The following is a 17,142-nucleotide window of genomic DNA, read 5'->3' as shown; positions in this document are numbered from 1 at the left end:
ATTATATGTTATAATATAATCATAAGTTTGTAAATATTGAAAATTATAAGGAGAATTCAATTATGAGTAAAAAATTATTAACTATATTTTCACTATTATTAATCTTTTTTGCAATGTCTTGTAACAACAAATCTACAGACTCTACCCCTACAGGTCCTACAGGCACTACCCCTACAGAGACCCCAATACCGCCTTTAAAAAATTCTCAATATGTTGGTAAATGGGATAGAGAAAAATCAAATGCTCCTGTAATTGAAATAAAACAAGATGGCAGTATTGATTTGTTTGACAATAACCAAAAACTATTTGGATCTTCAAGCGGAACTGATGTTATAAAAGAAAAAGATACTGTATTTAAAGCTACTTTTTCAAAAGAAGGTCAAAAAGCTGAAATTGTTCTTACTTTTACTGATTCTAAAACTGGTTCTATGCTATTAAATAATGAGAATAATATTCCAATTGTGAAAAAATAATAATTGATTAGTTTATTAAAAAAAGTGTCTGATATTATATTTCAGGCACTTTTTTATATTTAAAATTATAAGGAGAATTCAATTATGAGTAAAAAATTATTAACTATCTTTTCACTATTATTAATCTTTTTTTGTGCAATGTCTTGTAACAACAAATCTACAGACTCTACAGGGCCCGACTATACAGACCCTATAGACCCAGCAAGCATACCTTTGAAAGATTCTCAATATGTAGGCAAATGGTATGAAGAAACTTCAAATGATATTGTATGTGAAATAAAACAAGATGGCAGTATTGATTTGTTCGACCAAACACAAGTACTTGTATCTGCAAGCGGAACTGATGTTACTATAAAAGAAGGAGATGCTGTATTTAAAGCTGTTTTTTCAGCAAATGGTCAAACAGCTGAAATTGTTTTTACTTTTACTAGTGCCGCAACTGGTTCTATGACATTCCAAGAAAAACCGCCTTATACTATTTCAGTTGTAAAAAAATAATAGTTAATTAGTTTATTAAAAAAAGTGTATGATATTATATTTCAGGCACTTTTTTATATTTAAAATTATAAGGAGAATTCAATTATGAGTAAAAAATTATTAACTATCTTTTCACTATTATTAATCTTTTTTGTAATGTCTTGTAACAACAAATCTACAGACACTACCCCTACAGGTCCTACAGGCACTACCACTACAGACCCAGTAGCACCTTTAAAAGATTCTCAATATGTTGGTGAATGGCATCAAAAAATTTCAAATGTTCGTGTAATTGAAATAAAACAAGATGGCAGTATTGATTTGTTTGACAAAACAGGAGCACCTGTATCTGCAAGCGGAACTAATGTTATAAAAGAAGGAGATGCTGTATTTAAAACTACTTTTTCAAAAGAAGGTCAACCAATTAAAATTGTTCTTACTTTTACTGATTCTAAAACTGGTTCTATGCTATTAGATATAGATAGTGATAATCCTATTCCAATTGTGAAAAAATAATAGTTAATTAGCTTATTAAAAAAAGTGTCTGATATTATATTTCAGGCACTTTTTTATATTTAAAATATAATTTCAAATAAATATTAAAATATATACTCCTAAACAAATAATTATTATTAGTTGTATTTTTGTATTAATTTTATATAATATATACATGAAGACTTGTATTTACAATCTATTTCCTCCTCTTTTGGGGCACATCTCCAACTGGTATAAGCATATTGATAGAATTAAAAACATGGGCTTTGAATGGATTTATATAAACCCTATTACTTATCCTGGCTTTAGCGGTAGTTTGTACGCTGCGAAAGATTATTACAAATATAATGAAAACTTCTTTTCAAGTGCTGAGGCTAATATTGCTGAAAAAGAATTAAAAGATTTTTTGAAATATTGTAAAAAAAATAATATTAAGGTTATGATAGATTTAGTTATCAATCATTCTTCGAAGGATAGTGTATTAGTTGATGAGCATTTAGATTGGTATTTATTAGATGATGAAGGCAAATTAAAATCTCCGGGTGCTTGGGATAATGGTGTGTGGATTGAATGGGGCGATTTGGCTAGCTTCAACAATGAAAAGCCTGAAGATGGTGATAATCCTATTTGGAACTATTGGAAAGAGTTAATACTTCATAATTTGAGTTTAGGTTTTGACGGATTTAGATGCGATGCTGCATACAAGGTTAGTAAAGACTTATGGATATATCTTATTGATATTGCTAAGACTAATAAAAAAGACACAGTATTTTTTGCTGAGAGTTTGGGCTGTTCTACAGAAGACACATTATCTTTGATTGAGGCTGGATTTGATTATGTGGCAAGCAGTGCAAAGTGGTGGGATTATGAGTCTGAATGGTTTATAGAGCAGTATGATTTGGCAAGAGAGAAGTCTAAACAAATAGCTTTCCCTAGTAATCATGATACTTTAAGACTTATTAATGAATATAATGGTAATATATGGGAAGTGATGCAGAGATTTTTGTTTACTGCCATGGTTTGCGATATGTGGATGATAACTTTAGGCGATGAATACGGTTTTTATAATAGATGCGATGTGGTTAAAGGAAATGAGTTAGAAAAAATTAGCTATGATTTAAGTGAGTTTATAAAAAATATTAGTGATTATATAAAAAGTAATGATATACTTGCTAATTGCGGTAAAATAGTTTCTATTGATTTGCAGGAGAAAAAGCTAATTGAAGAGCTTAAGAAAAAATTAGAAAACTCACAAGATGAAAACAATCAAAATAATAATGAGAATATAGAAGAGGCTAAAGAAGAGAAAAAAAATCCTCTAAAGCGTTTTTATAAATATAGTTTAGATGAAAAAGATGTTGTTTTAATAGTAATTAACACAAGTGAAGATAAAGAAACTTTAGAAATAGATAAATACAATATAATAGAAGATATATCATTTAATAATAGAGTAAATAATTTTGAAAGCGGCGTAGTGGAGTTTTTACCGTATCAGCTAAAGATATTTAAGGTGGTAAAGACTATTAGTTATAATTTAGAAGGTTAATTTTTTATGTCAGAAAATAAATCTATAGAAACTTTTTTTAGGGACTTATCTATGGGGCTCCTCTATATGGAGAACACATATGAGATAGATAGGGTTGTAGATTTTTTTTTAGAACAAGTTTGTACTTTTTATGGATTTGATTGCGGAGAAGTTTATTTTCCAAAAGGAGACTATTTAATACTTAGAGGAGTATATGGTATTGATAGATATTATGTTTGTAAGGTTGATTTTCCTATAGTAAAAAACAGAATAGAAGAACTTTTATATAAGCAAAAAAGATATGTTGGCAATAATATAAATATAAGTGAGTATGAGGTTTTTAATAATTATTCTTCACTTATGGTTTTGCCTATTTATTTGCATAATAACCCTATAGGTTTGATTGCTTTTAGAAATAAAGAGGATAAAAGAGAGTATTATAAAACTATATTAGAAGATTTACTTAATATAATAGGTCATTTTGCAGTATATGCCAATAATGTTTTACAGAATGTTACATATAAAGAGAAAGATAAACAATTAAAATTACTTAGAGAGCTTTATATAAAATTAAGCGATATAGACAAATTTGATTCTAATCTAAAAGGCATTTCAGAAGATATAGCAAATATATTCAGTTCCCGTAAGGCATTTATGATGTTTAGCTATGATAATACTAGATTTGAAACTATATCTAAATATGGTTTTGATGATAATTTTGATTGTACAGTTTTTGAGAAGGAAAATCATATATCTAATTGTATAAAAGACGGAAAAAGTTTTATTAATAATATAGCAAAGACAGAATGTGCTGAAAGGTTTGCAGGTATTATTAACAGGTCTGTACTATTTGATAAGGTTATGATTAGAGAGGGTTTTGATGTTTATATTGTAGTAATAGATAGAATTCCTGATGCAGTTAATCCATTGGGCGATTTTGACAATGAAGATGCAGGTTTATTAGAGCCGCTTTTGTTAAACATTTCAAGTAGGGTGTCAGAATATTTTAATATAGTGGAATTAAGTAAGGCTAATGAAAAAAATATGCGTCATATGTCTCGTTTAAACACTTTATATGATATGAGTAATATTTTGGTAGAACGTTCAAAGACAGATGATATATTGTTTTTATTATTAACTATTACAACAATAGGAGATGTTTTTGCTTTTAATAGGGCATTTGCTTTTCTTTATGATGAGGGGTTTAATGTATTTAGGGGTCGTATGTGTATAGCTCCTAAAGACGGCGAAGAGGCTGCTTATATATGGAATGATATGAAAAATATAGATAAGTATGCTTTGAGAGAAAAAATAATGCTTTCTTTTAATATGAATAGTATTAAGGCTTCTTGGGATTTGAACCAGCAATTTATTAATACAGTTATACCTAATAATGAAAATTGTGAGTTATTTTTTGAGGTTTTTAATACGCATGACACTATTAATATTACTAATATAGATGAAGATTACAGAGTTGAACAATTAAGGCAATATACGGATTTATTTGGCAATTATCCTTTTGCTATTATACCAATAATGAATGCTACTAGATGTATAGGTATGATATTAGTTGATAATCCTTTTAATAATAAACCTATACCTAATGACGATTTAGATTATTTAAAGATGTTTGGAAGGCAGGCTGCTGTTGCTTTGGGGTATTCATCACTTTATAGTGAACTAGAAAAGAATAATAATGCATTAAAAACTGCACAAAAGACTTTACTTGATATGAAGAGTTTAGCTATTATAGGAGAGATGAGTTCTTCTATGGCACATAATTTGAGAAATTTTATTGTACCTATTGCGGGGTTTGCTAATAGACTTGTTAAAGTTAGCAGTGATGAGAATGTTAAGAAGTATGCTCAGATTATAGCTGATGAGGTTGAAAATTTAGAAAATTATATTAGAAAGAACTTATCATTTGCTAAAAGTATTAATCTAGAAACAGAAAAAATCAAAATAGAAGATATCATTAAATATATTACTATCATATCTAAAGAGTACATAAAAAAAAGCAATAAAGATATTAAATTTTATGCTTTTAATTTTAGTAAAAAAGATATTGTATATTGGGATTATGATAGAATGAATGAGGTTATATTTAATTTGGTTGTTAATGCAATAGATGCTATATCAGATGAAAAATATGCTATTATAAGTGTTTTATTCAGCAATAATTTATATAATGATTCAATGATGGATATAATAGTAGAAAACACTAATTCTTATATTACAGAAGAGATAATGGAAAATATTTTCAAGCTGTTTTTCACTACAAAAAGTCATGGGGTTGGTATTGGCTTAGCTATATCGAAGAGAATAGTAGAGGCACATGGAGGAAGTATGAATGTAAAAAGTATTAATACTCCATTTGAAACTACAGCTTTTACTATTACAGTTCCTAATGTTTTAAATAATTGATAAATATATTCCGATAATAGTATCGGAGTAATTTTATGGCAAAAATAAGTGAAGTAGCTAAGGCTGAATGTCTCAGAAGACAAAATAAATATAAAGATTTGCTTTCTGTTGTAGAATCTAAATTAAGCAAGTTAGAAAAAGAAATATCTACTATAGATGATGAATTATTGGCAGCATATAAAAAGATAGATTTAGCAGTTTTATATATTAATGCTTCTTCATTAATAGCAACTTCTTGTTATGTGGCAATAGATTCTATAGATGTAAGGTCAGAAAATCAGCTTAATGACGGAAGAAGATATATTAACAAGGCCATTATTTTACTTGAAGAGGCTTTGGGAAATCATTCTGATGATTCGCTTTCATTGAATGAGGATATACATGAATATTTAAAAGATAAACTTAATGATGAATGGAGATATAAGTTTATATGTTCATTTGGTTATGTTATAGACTTTTTTAAGTATTGTTATGGTGAAAACTCAAAATGGCTTCAAAATTTTTATGAGATAGAATGGCGTTTTGCTTTAATATCAAAAAATATAATAGATTTCAAAAATTATATAAAAGAGTTAAGCCCTGATGTGGAAGGATATATTTATAGGGTGAAACTTATGAGATTATCCAAATCTTTACTATCAGCAGCAGCAGAACAGCATAGAACAAAATATGAATTAAAAGAAAGAAGATTAGACGATATGAAAATAGCTCTAAATTTAATAGCTGCTTTAAGAAGAATAAATATATATCTTAATGAAACAGAAGAAGCAGAATCACAGAAAAAGATTTATGACCTTTGGAAAAAGAAAATGGACGATGACATCAAAAAAATGTCTTGATAAGTTTTTTTATATTATTTTACTCTGCTATTATAATATCATCTTCATATTTTAAAGATTTTACTGTTATTAGCTCTTTTTTATTTAAGAGTTTATCACTCTTGAACTTTACTTTTAAATATTCGCCGCTTGTGCCTATGTAATAGTTGTTTTCTAAAACCTCTTCAACTATAACATCTAATTTTTTACCCAAAGCATTATTATAATAATTATCTTTCATTTTGTTGTTTAATTCATTTAAAAGTTTTGCTCTTTTTAATTTTTTTCTATATCCTATTTTATTCGGCATTTTTGATGAAGGGGTATTTTCTCTGTCTGAATATCTAAACACATGCATTTTTATAAACTTTGACTTTTCGCATAAATTGTATGTATCATTAAAATCATCATTTTCTTCTTCTGGAAAACCCACCATTACATCTGTGCTTATTGCCATATTGGGATTAACTTTATATAGTTTTTCTATAGAAGTTAAATATTCTTCTCTTGTATATCTTCTGTTCATTAGTTTTAATATTTTACTACTTCCAGATTGCAGAGGTATATGTGCATGAGGACATAATACATCTTTATTTTTAAAAAGGTTTATAAGCTCATCATCAAAATAAATCGGTTCAACAGATGAAAGTCTTATTCTAATGCCGTATTTAGAAGAATGCTCTAATATATTTTTTAGTATATCAGCAAATTTTATTTTCTGGTTAAAGTTATAAGAGCCTAAATTAAGCCCTGTTAATACTATTTCTTTATAATTATAATCATTAGCAATTTTTATAGCCTCATATATCTTATTTGGTTCAAGGCTTTTATGTTTGCCCCTAACTCTCGAAACTATACAATAACTGCAAAACACTTCGCATCCATCTTGTATTTTTAAATATGCTCTGCTTTGCTCCTGCGGGAAAAATATAGGAGATTTTATTTCTTTGTTTGTATCTTTTTGTATAGTATTAAATATAATTTGTGCCGCTTCTTCTTTATGGTCATTATTAATTGTGATAATATTTTTATTTTCTGTGCTAAAGCCTTTTTTTGAAACATAGCATCCTATTAAAAATATTTTTTTTTGATTTATGTCTTCCAATTTTTCTAAGTATGACACTAATTTTTTATCGCTGTCATTTGTTACTGTGCATGTATTAATTGCTATAGCATCTGCTTCTTTTAGGGTTGTGATATTTGCTCCCATGTTTTTTAATTCGTATGCTATTTTTTCGCTTTCGTATTGATTAAGTCTGCAGCCGAATGTATGTATATGTATATTCATTTATTTCTCTCTTTATTAATATTAAAACTATATTTTTTTTGTTTATAAATAAAAACAAATGATATAATAACATATTTTTTTATTTTTACTACTTGCAGAAAATTTTAATTATGTTAATATAATTATGTTTAGTAAAATGCCGATAATATCTTTATATTAAATTATATTCAGTGGAGTATATATGGATAGCAAGTATCGAATAGAATTAGATGAAAATTCCAAAGGGAGCATATCAATGAATTCTTACAATAACCTCTCATCATTAGACACAGTAATAAAAGTTATAGGTGTCGGTAACGGCGGATGTAACGCCATAAACAGAATGATAGCTGAAGGCTTAGAAAACGTTGATTTTATAGCTATGAATACTGATGCTCAGGCACTATCTCGTTCTAATGCTCCTACTAGAATAGTTTTAGGCGATAGAGTTACACAAGGTTTGGGTGCTGGTACAGACCCAGAGAAGGGTGCTGAGGCTGCTAGAGAAGATGTTGCTAAAATAGAAGAGATTGTAAGCGGTGCTAATTTGGTATTTATTGCAAGCAGTTTTGGAGGCGGTACTGGTACTGGTGCTAGTCCTGTTGTGGCAGAGGCGGCTAAAAAGGCTGGTGCTTTAACTATTGGTGTTGTTACTAAGCCTTTTGAGTATGAAGGCAGACTTAAAATGGAACGTGCTGAGGCTGGTATAGAAAAAATGCTTACAGTAGTAGATTCGCTTATCATTATACCTAATGAAAACCTTTATGATATGGTTGATATGGATAATTATAAATATGAAGAGGCTTTGGCGGTTGTTGATGATATACTTCGTCAGGGTGTTCAGGGTATTTCTGATATAATTACTCAGGTTGGATTTATAAATGTGGACTTTGCCGATGTAAAAACTATGATTTCTCTTTCTAATGGAAGGGCTCATTTGGGTATTGGTGTTGGTAAGGGTGATGACAGACTTCACAAGGCTATTACTAGTGCATTTGAAAATCCGCTTTTAGATGTGGCTAGTATTAAAAATGCTAGAGGAATACTTGCCAATATAGTTTGTCCTAAAGATTTTGGTATGAAAGAGTATAGAGAGGCTAGCAAGATTATCAATAACTATGCTAATGAAAATGCTAATATAAAAATTGGTGTTTGTACTAAAGAAGAGATTAAAGATGAGATTATTGTTACAATAGTTGCTACTGGTTTTGATAATAACTCAAATAATACTGAAGAAAAAAAAATAGAAGATAAAGAATTTAATACTATAAAAGATGATAAAGTAAATGATGTTTCTAATAATAATGGAGTAAAAAATAATATAGAAAATAATTCTAATGATGTTAAAGAAACACAAAAAAATGATTTGGTTATAGATGTTGCAGTTAATGCTGATAATTCTAATACAGAAAATTCAAATGATATAGAAAACAAAAAAAATGAAACTTTCATAGAAAATCACATGAAGAGCATAAATAATATAGAAGATATAGAAAATGCAGAGAATATAGAGAACAAAACAATAGAAGAAAAAATAGAAAATAATGATGATATTTCAAATAATAAATATGTTATTAATTTTAAAAATAAAATAGAAGAGATGAAAAAACCTGTAATAACTAAAAGCACTTTCAGCAGATTAAATCTTGAAAATGAATTAAAATCAAATAATTTTGATATTAATTTATCTAATGATAATGCATTGAGTGATGATGATGTTGCTAAGGAGTATGAAGAAGAATTAGAAAACAGCAAAATAAATCCTAATCAAGAAAGTTTTATTAAAAAAGAATACATAGCAGAACTTAATAGTGCTTTAGAAGAAGAAGTTAATACAGAGAAAAGAAGTATAGCTCCTTTTGAGATTATGCCTGAAGAAGAGATGCAAAAGCATAATAATTTAGGAGCTAAATTACCGTTTACTGATGAGAGCGTGGATACTGATTATGAAAAACCAGCATTTCTTAGAAGACAATTGCAGGTGAGAAATATTAATAGATAAGGGTTATAGCTTTGAATATATATAAAATTTTTTGTTTATTTGTTTTAACAGTATGCAGTGTTTTGGCACAGAGTTATGATGATGCTTTGAATCTCTATAATAATAGAAATTATGAAGCATCAATCTCTGTGCTAAACTCACTAAATATTAAACCAAGTAACATCAATGAATATCTATTACTTATAGACAATTATATTAAACTTCAAAATTACACTATGGCTCAAACTCTTATAGATGATGCCTATAGATATCATTCTAAAAATTATAGAGTTTTGGAAAGAAAACTAACTATAGAGCTTCTAAACAATAAAAATAATGAAGCAAGAGCTACAATTAATCAAATTAAAGCATTAGATAGTAAAAATTATTTTGCAAGCTATGCTGAAGGATTATTAAGTGAGAGAGTAGGCTATTATAAAACAGCTATGAGCTTGTATGAAAGGGCTATGATAATAGACAGAACTAGAAGTGAAGCTCCTATAGCACTTGCATATTTAAAGCTTGCTAATGGTGATAGAAAATCTGCTTTAGATTTATTTAACCTCAATATAAAAAATAATCCTAAAATGGCTGAATCTTATTATAATTTAGCTAATTATTATTATATAACAGGAAATTATAATGCTTCTTTAAATGAAATTAAAAATGCTTATTATTATTACACAAATTACAATGATGCTAAAATATTAGAGGCAAATGTTTATATGGCTTTAGATAGATATAATGATGCTATAGCTATATTGGAATATTTGCCGGAATCAAGTTTTAGAGATGATACTAAAAATTATTATATAGGCAATGTTTATGAGAAGGCTAATAATTTTCCTAGTGCTAAAAATGCTTATATAAATTATTTAAGACTAAAACCAGAAGATGAGCTTGGAAGATTAGCTTATGAGAGAGTTTTATTAAATACTAATCCTCAAGCTGATTATGAAAGAGACAGAGCTGCTTTATATTATGCTAATAAGGCTTCTTACTATACAAGGCTTGCTGATAAAATTCGCTCTCAAGCATATTTAAAGCATATGTTAAAATTAAACCCTGCTAATACTTATGCAAGACTCATGCTTTCTGATGTTTATAAGAGAATGGGTTTAGAAGAGAAGGCTTTAGAAGAATTAGAGATTGCTAAAAATGTTAATCCTACTAATAAATCTATTGTTTATAAATATGATAGTTATAAAAGACAATTAGATAAAAATATAATTTCTAGAACTTGGGGAATAGATAATCAATATAATGTAGAAAGACCAGGTTTTACAGTTGCTATAGCTGATACTATTGATATACAAAAAGACAGCCCAATGTTTTTGAATACCGCATTATATCAAACATTATCCTATGTGCTTCCTCAATATGCTAGATTTAATGTTGTAGATATTTATAATACTTATTATTCTGAGAGAGATTTATATCAAGAATTAAAAAGAAAAAATGCTGATTATTATTTAAGAGGCTCTACATTTAGCGGATATGATAATATTACTTTAATGCTTGATTTGGTAGATGTTAATACAGAGAGAGTAGTAACTAACTTTACAATCACTACTAGAGGCAGAGATAAGATGATGACTGCTGCTGTTATGGCTGGAAATGTTATTAATAATACAGTGCCTTTTTATTCTAAAATAATTAAAATACATAATGATAATATATATATTAATGCAGGCAAACTTCAAGGTTTAAGCAATAATATGAATATGATGATATATAATACAACTAAAGCACAGTTAAATATGACTAATGAAGAAAGTATTGGTATTGCTAAAGTAATAACGGTTGATGAGAATGTATCTTTAATTAAACTTATAGATAGTAGAGCTTTAAGCAAAATTAATATAAATCAAATAACAGTTCCTTATGTTACTAATACAATAAATACAAATGTTGCTGCTGTTAATTAATAATTATTTATGAGAAACATTATAGGGGTATATGGTCTTATCTGTTCTGGTAAGAGTTCTTTTTCTAAGCTGCTTGCAAAAGAATTAGATGCTTTTTATATAGATGCTGATAAACTTGGTCATGAGGCTTTAGAAAATAAAAAAGACATTATTGTAAAAGAGTTTTCTGAGAGTATATTAGATTCAAATAATAATATAGACAGAAAAAAACTTGGAAGTATTGTATTTTCTAATAAAAAAAGACTTAAAAAACTTCAGGATATTACTTATTCTTATATAGAAAAAAAAACAGAAGATTTAGTAAACTCTACTGATAAAGATGTTGTTATAGAAGCTGCTTTAATTATGAGAAGCAATATTTATAAACTTTGTAATAGTTTAGTTTTTGTTAATGCTAAAACTTCTAATATATTAAAAAGAATGCAAAAAACTAGAAATATATCAGAACATCATGCAAGAAAAATATTAAAAATGCAAAGAGATGTAAAAAATAAGAAATTTGATGCCGATATTATTGTTAACAATATGAGAGATTATAATCATTTAGTAATTATATCTCAAAAATTAGGAAGGCATTATGGAAATGAATCAAAAAGAAAACATCGAAGAAAGAGATTATTCTACTAAGCTCAACAGTCATCAAAAAAATAAAAGAACATTGTATATAGTTAATTTTACACCTATAAGACTATTGGTATTTTCTGTAAGTGCAGCTAGTTTAATATTGTTTATATTTGTTATAGGTTTTCATTTGGGCTCTTCTAAGGTTAGTTATGCTTCTAATAATAGTGCAGAGGTTTCAAGCGATATACTTATGAGAGAAAATACTCAGGTTATTAATAATTTAGATACTACTGATGCTTTGGCTATGGCTAATGGTTTAAATACTCAAGAAAACGCTATGCAAGAATCTAGTATTGTTGATTCAAATATAGAAAATATTGAGCCTTTAAATAATAATGCTTCAAGCGTAAGCAGCAGCAGTATTATTAGAGAAGGTGTATCTTCAGAAGATAGATATAATGAATACACTAAAAATCTAGCTTCAGAACTTGATGCTATTAACGCAAACATTAAAGGAGAACAAACTCCAAATTCAACATATACCCCTCCCGAGCAAATGATAGCTAGTGTAAAACCTATAGAGAAAAAAGAAGTAACTACAACTGTACCATATACTAGAAGCTCTTCTCAAGACTCTATTTATTTTATACAAGTAGCAGTTGGTTTTGATAAAGATAATACATATTCTGTAAGAGATACATTAAAAGCAAAATACCCAAAAACTTTTATAAAAGAAGAAGTAGGCTCTGATGGAAAAACTATGTATAAAATTAAAATAGGAAGATATGAAAATAGGGAAGATGCTCAGAAAGTTTTGGCTGAGATTAAAAAGATTCCTGTTTATAAAGATAGTTATATTTATTCCGATAAGAAAGTAAGTTAATATTTTAAAGATATCCTAAAAGTTATTGTTAGTCCCCTTTTGAAGTTAATGCTTTGAGAGGGGATTAATTTTTTAAAAATTTTTTAAAATAAAAGCATTTCTTCTTCTTGTATATTAATTTTTTCTTTATGCAATTCTTCTCTTGTTTTGTATGATATATTATATTTTTCTTCTAATGCTTTTATTTTTTTATACATCTTTTCTTTATAATCATCTTTAAGAATGCCGCTGCTTCCATAAATATATAAATATTTTTTATAATAATTTGGAAAGTTTTCTCTAACGAAGTTTAAAAATATCTTTCTGCATTCTCCACAGAGTTTTAATGTGTCAGCGGCACAGTAATCTATATCGCATTCTTTTGCTGTTTTAAAAATATTTTCTAATTCATCTTCTGTGATAAAAGGCATTACAGGCATTGTATGAATTGCAACCGTTGCTTTTGTTTTTTTGAACTCTTTTAATATTTCTAATCTTCTTAATGGGCTTATTACATTAGGCTCTATTAATGATGAGAGTTTTTCATTTAATGTTGTTATAGTGGTAGCTATTCTAACTGACACTATATTTGAAAGCTCATCTATTAAATCAAAATCTCTTAATATTAAATCGCTTTTTGTTGATATACACATTGGAGTTTTATATCTTATAAGGAGTTTCAATATATCTCTCATAAGTTTATAGTCTTTTTCACATTCTTGATAATTGTCTGTAACGCTTCCTAAGTTAATAATATCTCTTTTCCAATTTCTTGATGATAATTCTTTTTCTAATACTTCTGCAATATTCTTCTTTACGAATATCTCTCCAAAAAAATCTCTTGAATTAATATATTTATGAGAATACACAGCAAAGCAGTAGTAGCACTTATGAATGCAGCCTCTATAAATATTTAAATCATAACAGAATCCGTATTTATTATTTATTTTATTTAATGCTGATTTACATTTAATTTCTCTATATTTAATCATAAACACCCTTATATTTATACAGTATATTAATATATATTATATATTTTTGCAAGTGAGTTTTAATAAAATTCTTTAGTAAGTTTAATATATTTCGATATAGTTAATGGATTATTTTAAATTAGATAAAGAAAGGCAATTTTTTAATTATGAAAGGTAAGAGAATTATCATAATAGGAGCTGGACTATTACAAGTACCAGCGATACAAATAGCCAAAGATATGGGATTATATACAATAGTATTAGATTATAATAAAGATGCTCCGGGAATGAAGATAGCAGATTATCCTATAATAGCATCTACAAGAGATGTTGATGGAAGTGTGAGGGTTGCCAGGGCTTTAAGCAAAGAGATTGAAATAGATGGGGTTATTACGGTTGGAACAGATGCTTCGAGTACTGTTGCTGCTGTTGCTAATGCTTTAGGGTTACCGGGTAATAGGTTTGAAGATGCTTATGCTGCTTCAAACAAGATAAGAATGCGTGAGAGATTTAAGAAAAATAATGTGCCTCAGCCTAATTTTTTTCCTGTGTGGAATTATGATGAGGCGGTTGAGGCTTATAAAAATTTGACTAAGCCTGTTGTAATAAAGCCTGCTGACAATATGGGGGCTCGCGGTGTAATGAAGGTGTCTGATGAAAAAGATGTACTTAACGCTTTTAATAGGGCTAAGAGTGCTTCTCCTTCGGGTGAGGTGATAATAGAAGAGTTTATGGAGGGTCCTGAACTTTCTATAGACATGCTTATTTATAATGATGAGATATATGTTACAGGGGTTGCTGACAGAATAATAGAGTATCCTCCGTTTTTTATAGAAACTGGTCATATACTTCCTTCTGCTTTAGAGCAGGAAAAGATAGATGATGCTATTAATGTAATGAAGGCGGGTATAAAGGCTTTGAATTTAAAAATTGGTGCTGCTAAGGGAGATATAAAAGTAACAAAAAACGGTGCTATGGTAGGGGAGATTGCTGCAAGACTTTCTGGCGGATTTATGAGTGCTTATACTTATCCTTTTGCCACTGGTGTAAACTTAATTAAAAATGCAATAGAGATAGCTTTAGGTAATCCGCCAAGTGATTTAAAGCCTAAATGGGATAGGGTTTCTGTTGAAAAAGCATTTTTACCGGGTACGGGAATTATTGAATCTATAGAAGGTTTGGAGAATGCTAAAAATATAGATGGTGTAAAAGAGATATTTATTAAAACAAAAGTTGGAGATATATTAGTTTCTCCTACGAGCAATCTTGATAAGGCTGGTAATGTTATAGCTGTGGCAGATACTAGAGATAAGGCTATAGAAATTGCTAACAAGGCTATAGATGCTGTTCATTTTAAGCTAACCGATGAAAAATCTCTTACAATAGAAGAAATTAAAAAAGTATCTAAAGAAAAATTATCTTCAAAACATAATGTTGATTATTTGTTTGATGAAAACAAAGATACAGGTTTGGAAAATTATTCTTTTTCTCCAAGTATAATACATAATGATGATAAAGATATTAGCTTGCAAACTAGTATATTTAATATGCATCTATCTCAGCCTATTATAATAGAAACAATTCATAATCTTCCAGAAGCTTTAGATGGTATAATGGATATAAAAGAATATTATAACATCACTATGGATATAGCTTCAAATTCTGAGATACTTGCTATACTTAATGATTTTAATAATGATGAAATATTTAATTTAGCTATTCAATCTATAAAAGAACATAAGAGAGGAATTATTATGATTAGCGGTAATAATTCTCAAGATGTTATAATGAAAAAACTTAAAGAAGCTCAAAAAAGCGGAGCTTGTGCTGTTGGAATAGATTTGTCTTATTATTATAATGGTAATGAAAATAATATTCATCTAAAAACTCATAAAGAAATAAATTATATTCAAAAACATTTAGATATTCCTCTAATAATAAAAGGAATCTCTAATGAAAAGGATATAATTAAAAATAATTTAAACAATGTATATTTTTCTAATAATAATAAGTATTCATTAAAAGGTATGAAAAAAGTTTCCGATACTGTTAGTAGCATAGCTTTAAACTTGCAAAAGAGTAAAATGCAAATTAATATACTTGCAGAATCACCTAAATATGGCGGAGAGTTGTTTAAGTATTATGCTTTAGGTGCTAATGCTGTTTGCGTAACGGAAGAGAGTTTTATTTCTATTGTAAGTAAAGGCAGGAAAGGTCTTGAATATATGATTTATTCTACTAAAGAAGAATTAGAAAGAATGATGAAAATATTCGGATTCAATAAATTAAAATATGATAATACCGTATGGTGCAAAAATTAGGTAGTTATTTATGGAAGTAAAAGAAATTAGCTTATCAAAATCATACCTCTATGGTTTTTTTGCTGCTATGATAAGCACTCTAATATACAGTGCTATAGCAATACCTATTTATATATTACTTATATCTTCAAACCCTAATAACTTTTTAGTTTATTTACTTTATACTTTAGATATTTGGGTTTGGATATGGATATCTATATCTATATTATATGCTTTTATAGTGGTGTTTATATTTTCTGCAAAAGAGCATGAGGCTAATTTAAGAAAAAGTATAGGAAATATTTTGTTTTTTGTTGTAACCTCTATAGTAATGCTACTTTCTTTAAGCTATATACCAGAAGTACAAAAAATATTATACAGACAAGAATATACTTTTTATAGCACAATACTATCTTTATGCTTATTTTTTATGGCTATATTTTTATCTTATAACATAAGAAATATTATATTCTTTATGTACAATTTAATATTATTTAATTTGGGATATGAAACTAATAATTCTTCTAATAATTTATCTGGTGAAACAGAAAAAACTAATACTTTAGAATATGAAATATTTAATGATACATTAAAAACAGTAATATCATTTTCGCAGAGACATAATTATGCTATAGGTATAATGGCATTTAATATTTCTAATGCTAATGATATAATAGAGCATTATGATAGATTTGCTTATTATAAAATAAGAAAAGATTTAGTAGCTTTTATTAAGAGAGAAGCGAGAGCAGGCGAGAGTCAATGTTTGATAGATGATGATGTTATATATATAATAGTATATGCTAATGAAGAAGAGGCAGTGAAGATTACAAAGAGATATTTAAAGATGCTTCAAAATTATAATTTTAGCTATAATGGCGATAATGTAGATGTAAAAGTGTCTATGGCAGTTAGCGGATTTGATTTTGCTGATAATAAGGCTAATAAAATATCAATTTTTACAGTTAAAGATAATTTAACTGATAAAATAAAAGAAGCTTTAAGGGAATCTAAAGAAACAGAAAGCCCTGTTATAGTTTATCAAAAAGGAATATAA

The 17,142-nt window shown here is 27.8% G+C and carries 14 protein-coding genes; 12 read left to right on the top strand and 2 right to left on the bottom strand.

The window, feature by feature from the left end; all coding sequences use genetic code 11:
* Nucleotides 1-62: 62 nt before the first annotated feature.
* The 6 genes from EPJ72_RS04235 to EPJ72_RS04210 all read left to right on the top strand — a co-directional run bounded on the left by EPJ72_RS04235 (nt 63) and on the right by EPJ72_RS04210 (nt 6,233).
* Nucleotides 63-473 (top strand): hypothetical protein, encoded by a 411-nt coding sequence (locus EPJ72_RS04235; RefSeq protein WP_147730983.1) that lies wholly within the window; start codon nt 63-65, stop codon nt 471-473.
* Nucleotides 474-557: 84 nt separating this feature from the next.
* The gene (locus EPJ72_RS04230; RefSeq protein ID WP_147730982.1) at nt 558-971 is read left to right on the top strand and encodes a hypothetical protein; all 414 of its coding nucleotides are present in this window, start codon (nt 558-560) and stop codon (nt 969-971) included.
* Between the two features lie 84 nt (nt 972-1,055).
* On the top strand, nt 1,056-1,466 hold the full coding sequence (locus EPJ72_RS04225; RefSeq protein ID WP_147730981.1) for a hypothetical protein: 411 nt from the start codon (nt 1,056-1,058) through the stop codon (nt 1,464-1,466).
* 154 nt (nt 1,467-1,620) lie between these two features.
* Nucleotides 1,621-2,991: an alpha-amylase family glycosyl hydrolase gene (locus EPJ72_RS04220; protein WP_147730980.1), complete on the top strand. Its 1,371-nt coding sequence runs from the start codon at nt 1,621-1,623 to the stop codon at nt 2,989-2,991.
* 6 nt (nt 2,992-2,997) lie between these two features.
* A complete protein-coding gene (locus EPJ72_RS04215) occupies nt 2,998-5,394 on the top strand; it encodes a GAF domain-containing sensor histidine kinase (RefSeq protein ID WP_147730979.1) in 2,397 nt (798 codons plus the stop codon).
* Between the two features lie 35 nt (nt 5,395-5,429).
* A complete protein-coding gene (locus EPJ72_RS04210) occupies nt 5,430-6,233 on the top strand; it encodes a hypothetical protein (protein WP_147730978.1) in 804 nt (267 codons plus the stop codon).
* Nucleotides 6,234-6,252: 19 nt separating this feature from the next.
* On the opposite strand, the gene mtaB is transcribed toward EPJ72_RS04210, so the two are convergent.
* Nucleotides 6,253-7,500, bottom strand: coding sequence for a tRNA (N(6)-L-threonylcarbamoyladenosine(37)-C(2))-methylthiotransferase MtaB (gene mtaB / locus EPJ72_RS04205; RefSeq protein WP_147730977.1), 1,248 nt, complete (start codon nt 7,498-7,500; stop codon nt 6,253-6,255).
* 181 nt (nt 7,501-7,681) lie between these two features.
* On the opposite strand from mtaB, the gene ftsZ reads away from it, so the two are divergent.
* The 4 genes from ftsZ to EPJ72_RS04185 are packed head-to-tail and all read left to right on the top strand — an operon-like array spanning nt 7,682 to nt 12,835.
* On the top strand, nt 7,682-9,481 hold the full coding sequence (ftsZ, locus tag EPJ72_RS04200) for a cell division protein FtsZ (RefSeq protein ID WP_147730976.1): 1,800 nt from the start codon (nt 7,682-7,684) through the stop codon (nt 9,479-9,481).
* Nucleotides 9,482-9,492: 11 nt separating this feature from the next.
* Nucleotides 9,493-11,388 carry a tetratricopeptide repeat protein gene (locus EPJ72_RS04195; RefSeq protein WP_147730975.1) on the top strand — a complete coding sequence of 632 codons (1,896 nt, stop codon included), beginning with the start codon at nt 9,493-9,495 and terminating at the stop codon, nt 11,386-11,388.
* A gap of 9 nt (nt 11,389-11,397) precedes the next feature.
* Nucleotides 11,398-12,015 (top strand): dephospho-CoA kinase, encoded by a 618-nt coding sequence (gene coaE, locus EPJ72_RS04190; protein ID WP_147730974.1) that lies wholly within the window; start codon nt 11,398-11,400, stop codon nt 12,013-12,015.
* Complete coding sequence (locus EPJ72_RS04185; RefSeq protein WP_147730973.1) at nt 11,966-12,835, top strand: SPOR domain-containing protein; 870 nt, start codon at nt 11,966-11,968, stop codon at nt 12,833-12,835. The genes coaE and EPJ72_RS04185 overlap by 50 nt, the downstream gene beginning before the upstream one ends.
* A gap of 83 nt (nt 12,836-12,918) precedes the next feature.
* Here EPJ72_RS04185 and EPJ72_RS04180 read toward each other — a convergent pair whose 3' ends face one another.
* Nucleotides 12,919-13,806, bottom strand: coding sequence for an SPL family radical SAM protein (locus tag EPJ72_RS04180; RefSeq protein ID WP_147730972.1), 888 nt, complete (start codon nt 13,804-13,806; stop codon nt 12,919-12,921).
* A gap of 146 nt (nt 13,807-13,952) precedes the next feature.
* Here EPJ72_RS04180 and EPJ72_RS04175 point away from each other — a divergent pair, with 146 nt between their 5' ends.
* Entirely contained in the window at nt 13,953-16,106 is a 2,154-nt protein-coding gene (locus EPJ72_RS04175) for an alpha-hydroxy-acid oxidizing protein (RefSeq protein WP_147730971.1), read from the top strand.
* A gap of 10 nt (nt 16,107-16,116) precedes the next feature.
* Nucleotides 16,117-17,142: a hypothetical protein gene (locus EPJ72_RS04170; RefSeq protein ID WP_147730970.1), complete on the top strand. Its 1,026-nt coding sequence runs from the start codon at nt 16,117-16,119 to the stop codon at nt 17,140-17,142.

Source organism: Brachyspira pilosicoli, assembly GCF_008016535.1.
Lineage (GTDB): Bacteria > Spirochaetota > Brachyspiria > Brachyspirales > Brachyspiraceae > Brachyspira > Brachyspira pilosicoli_A.
This window is presented reverse-complemented; position numbering and strand designations above follow the sequence as displayed.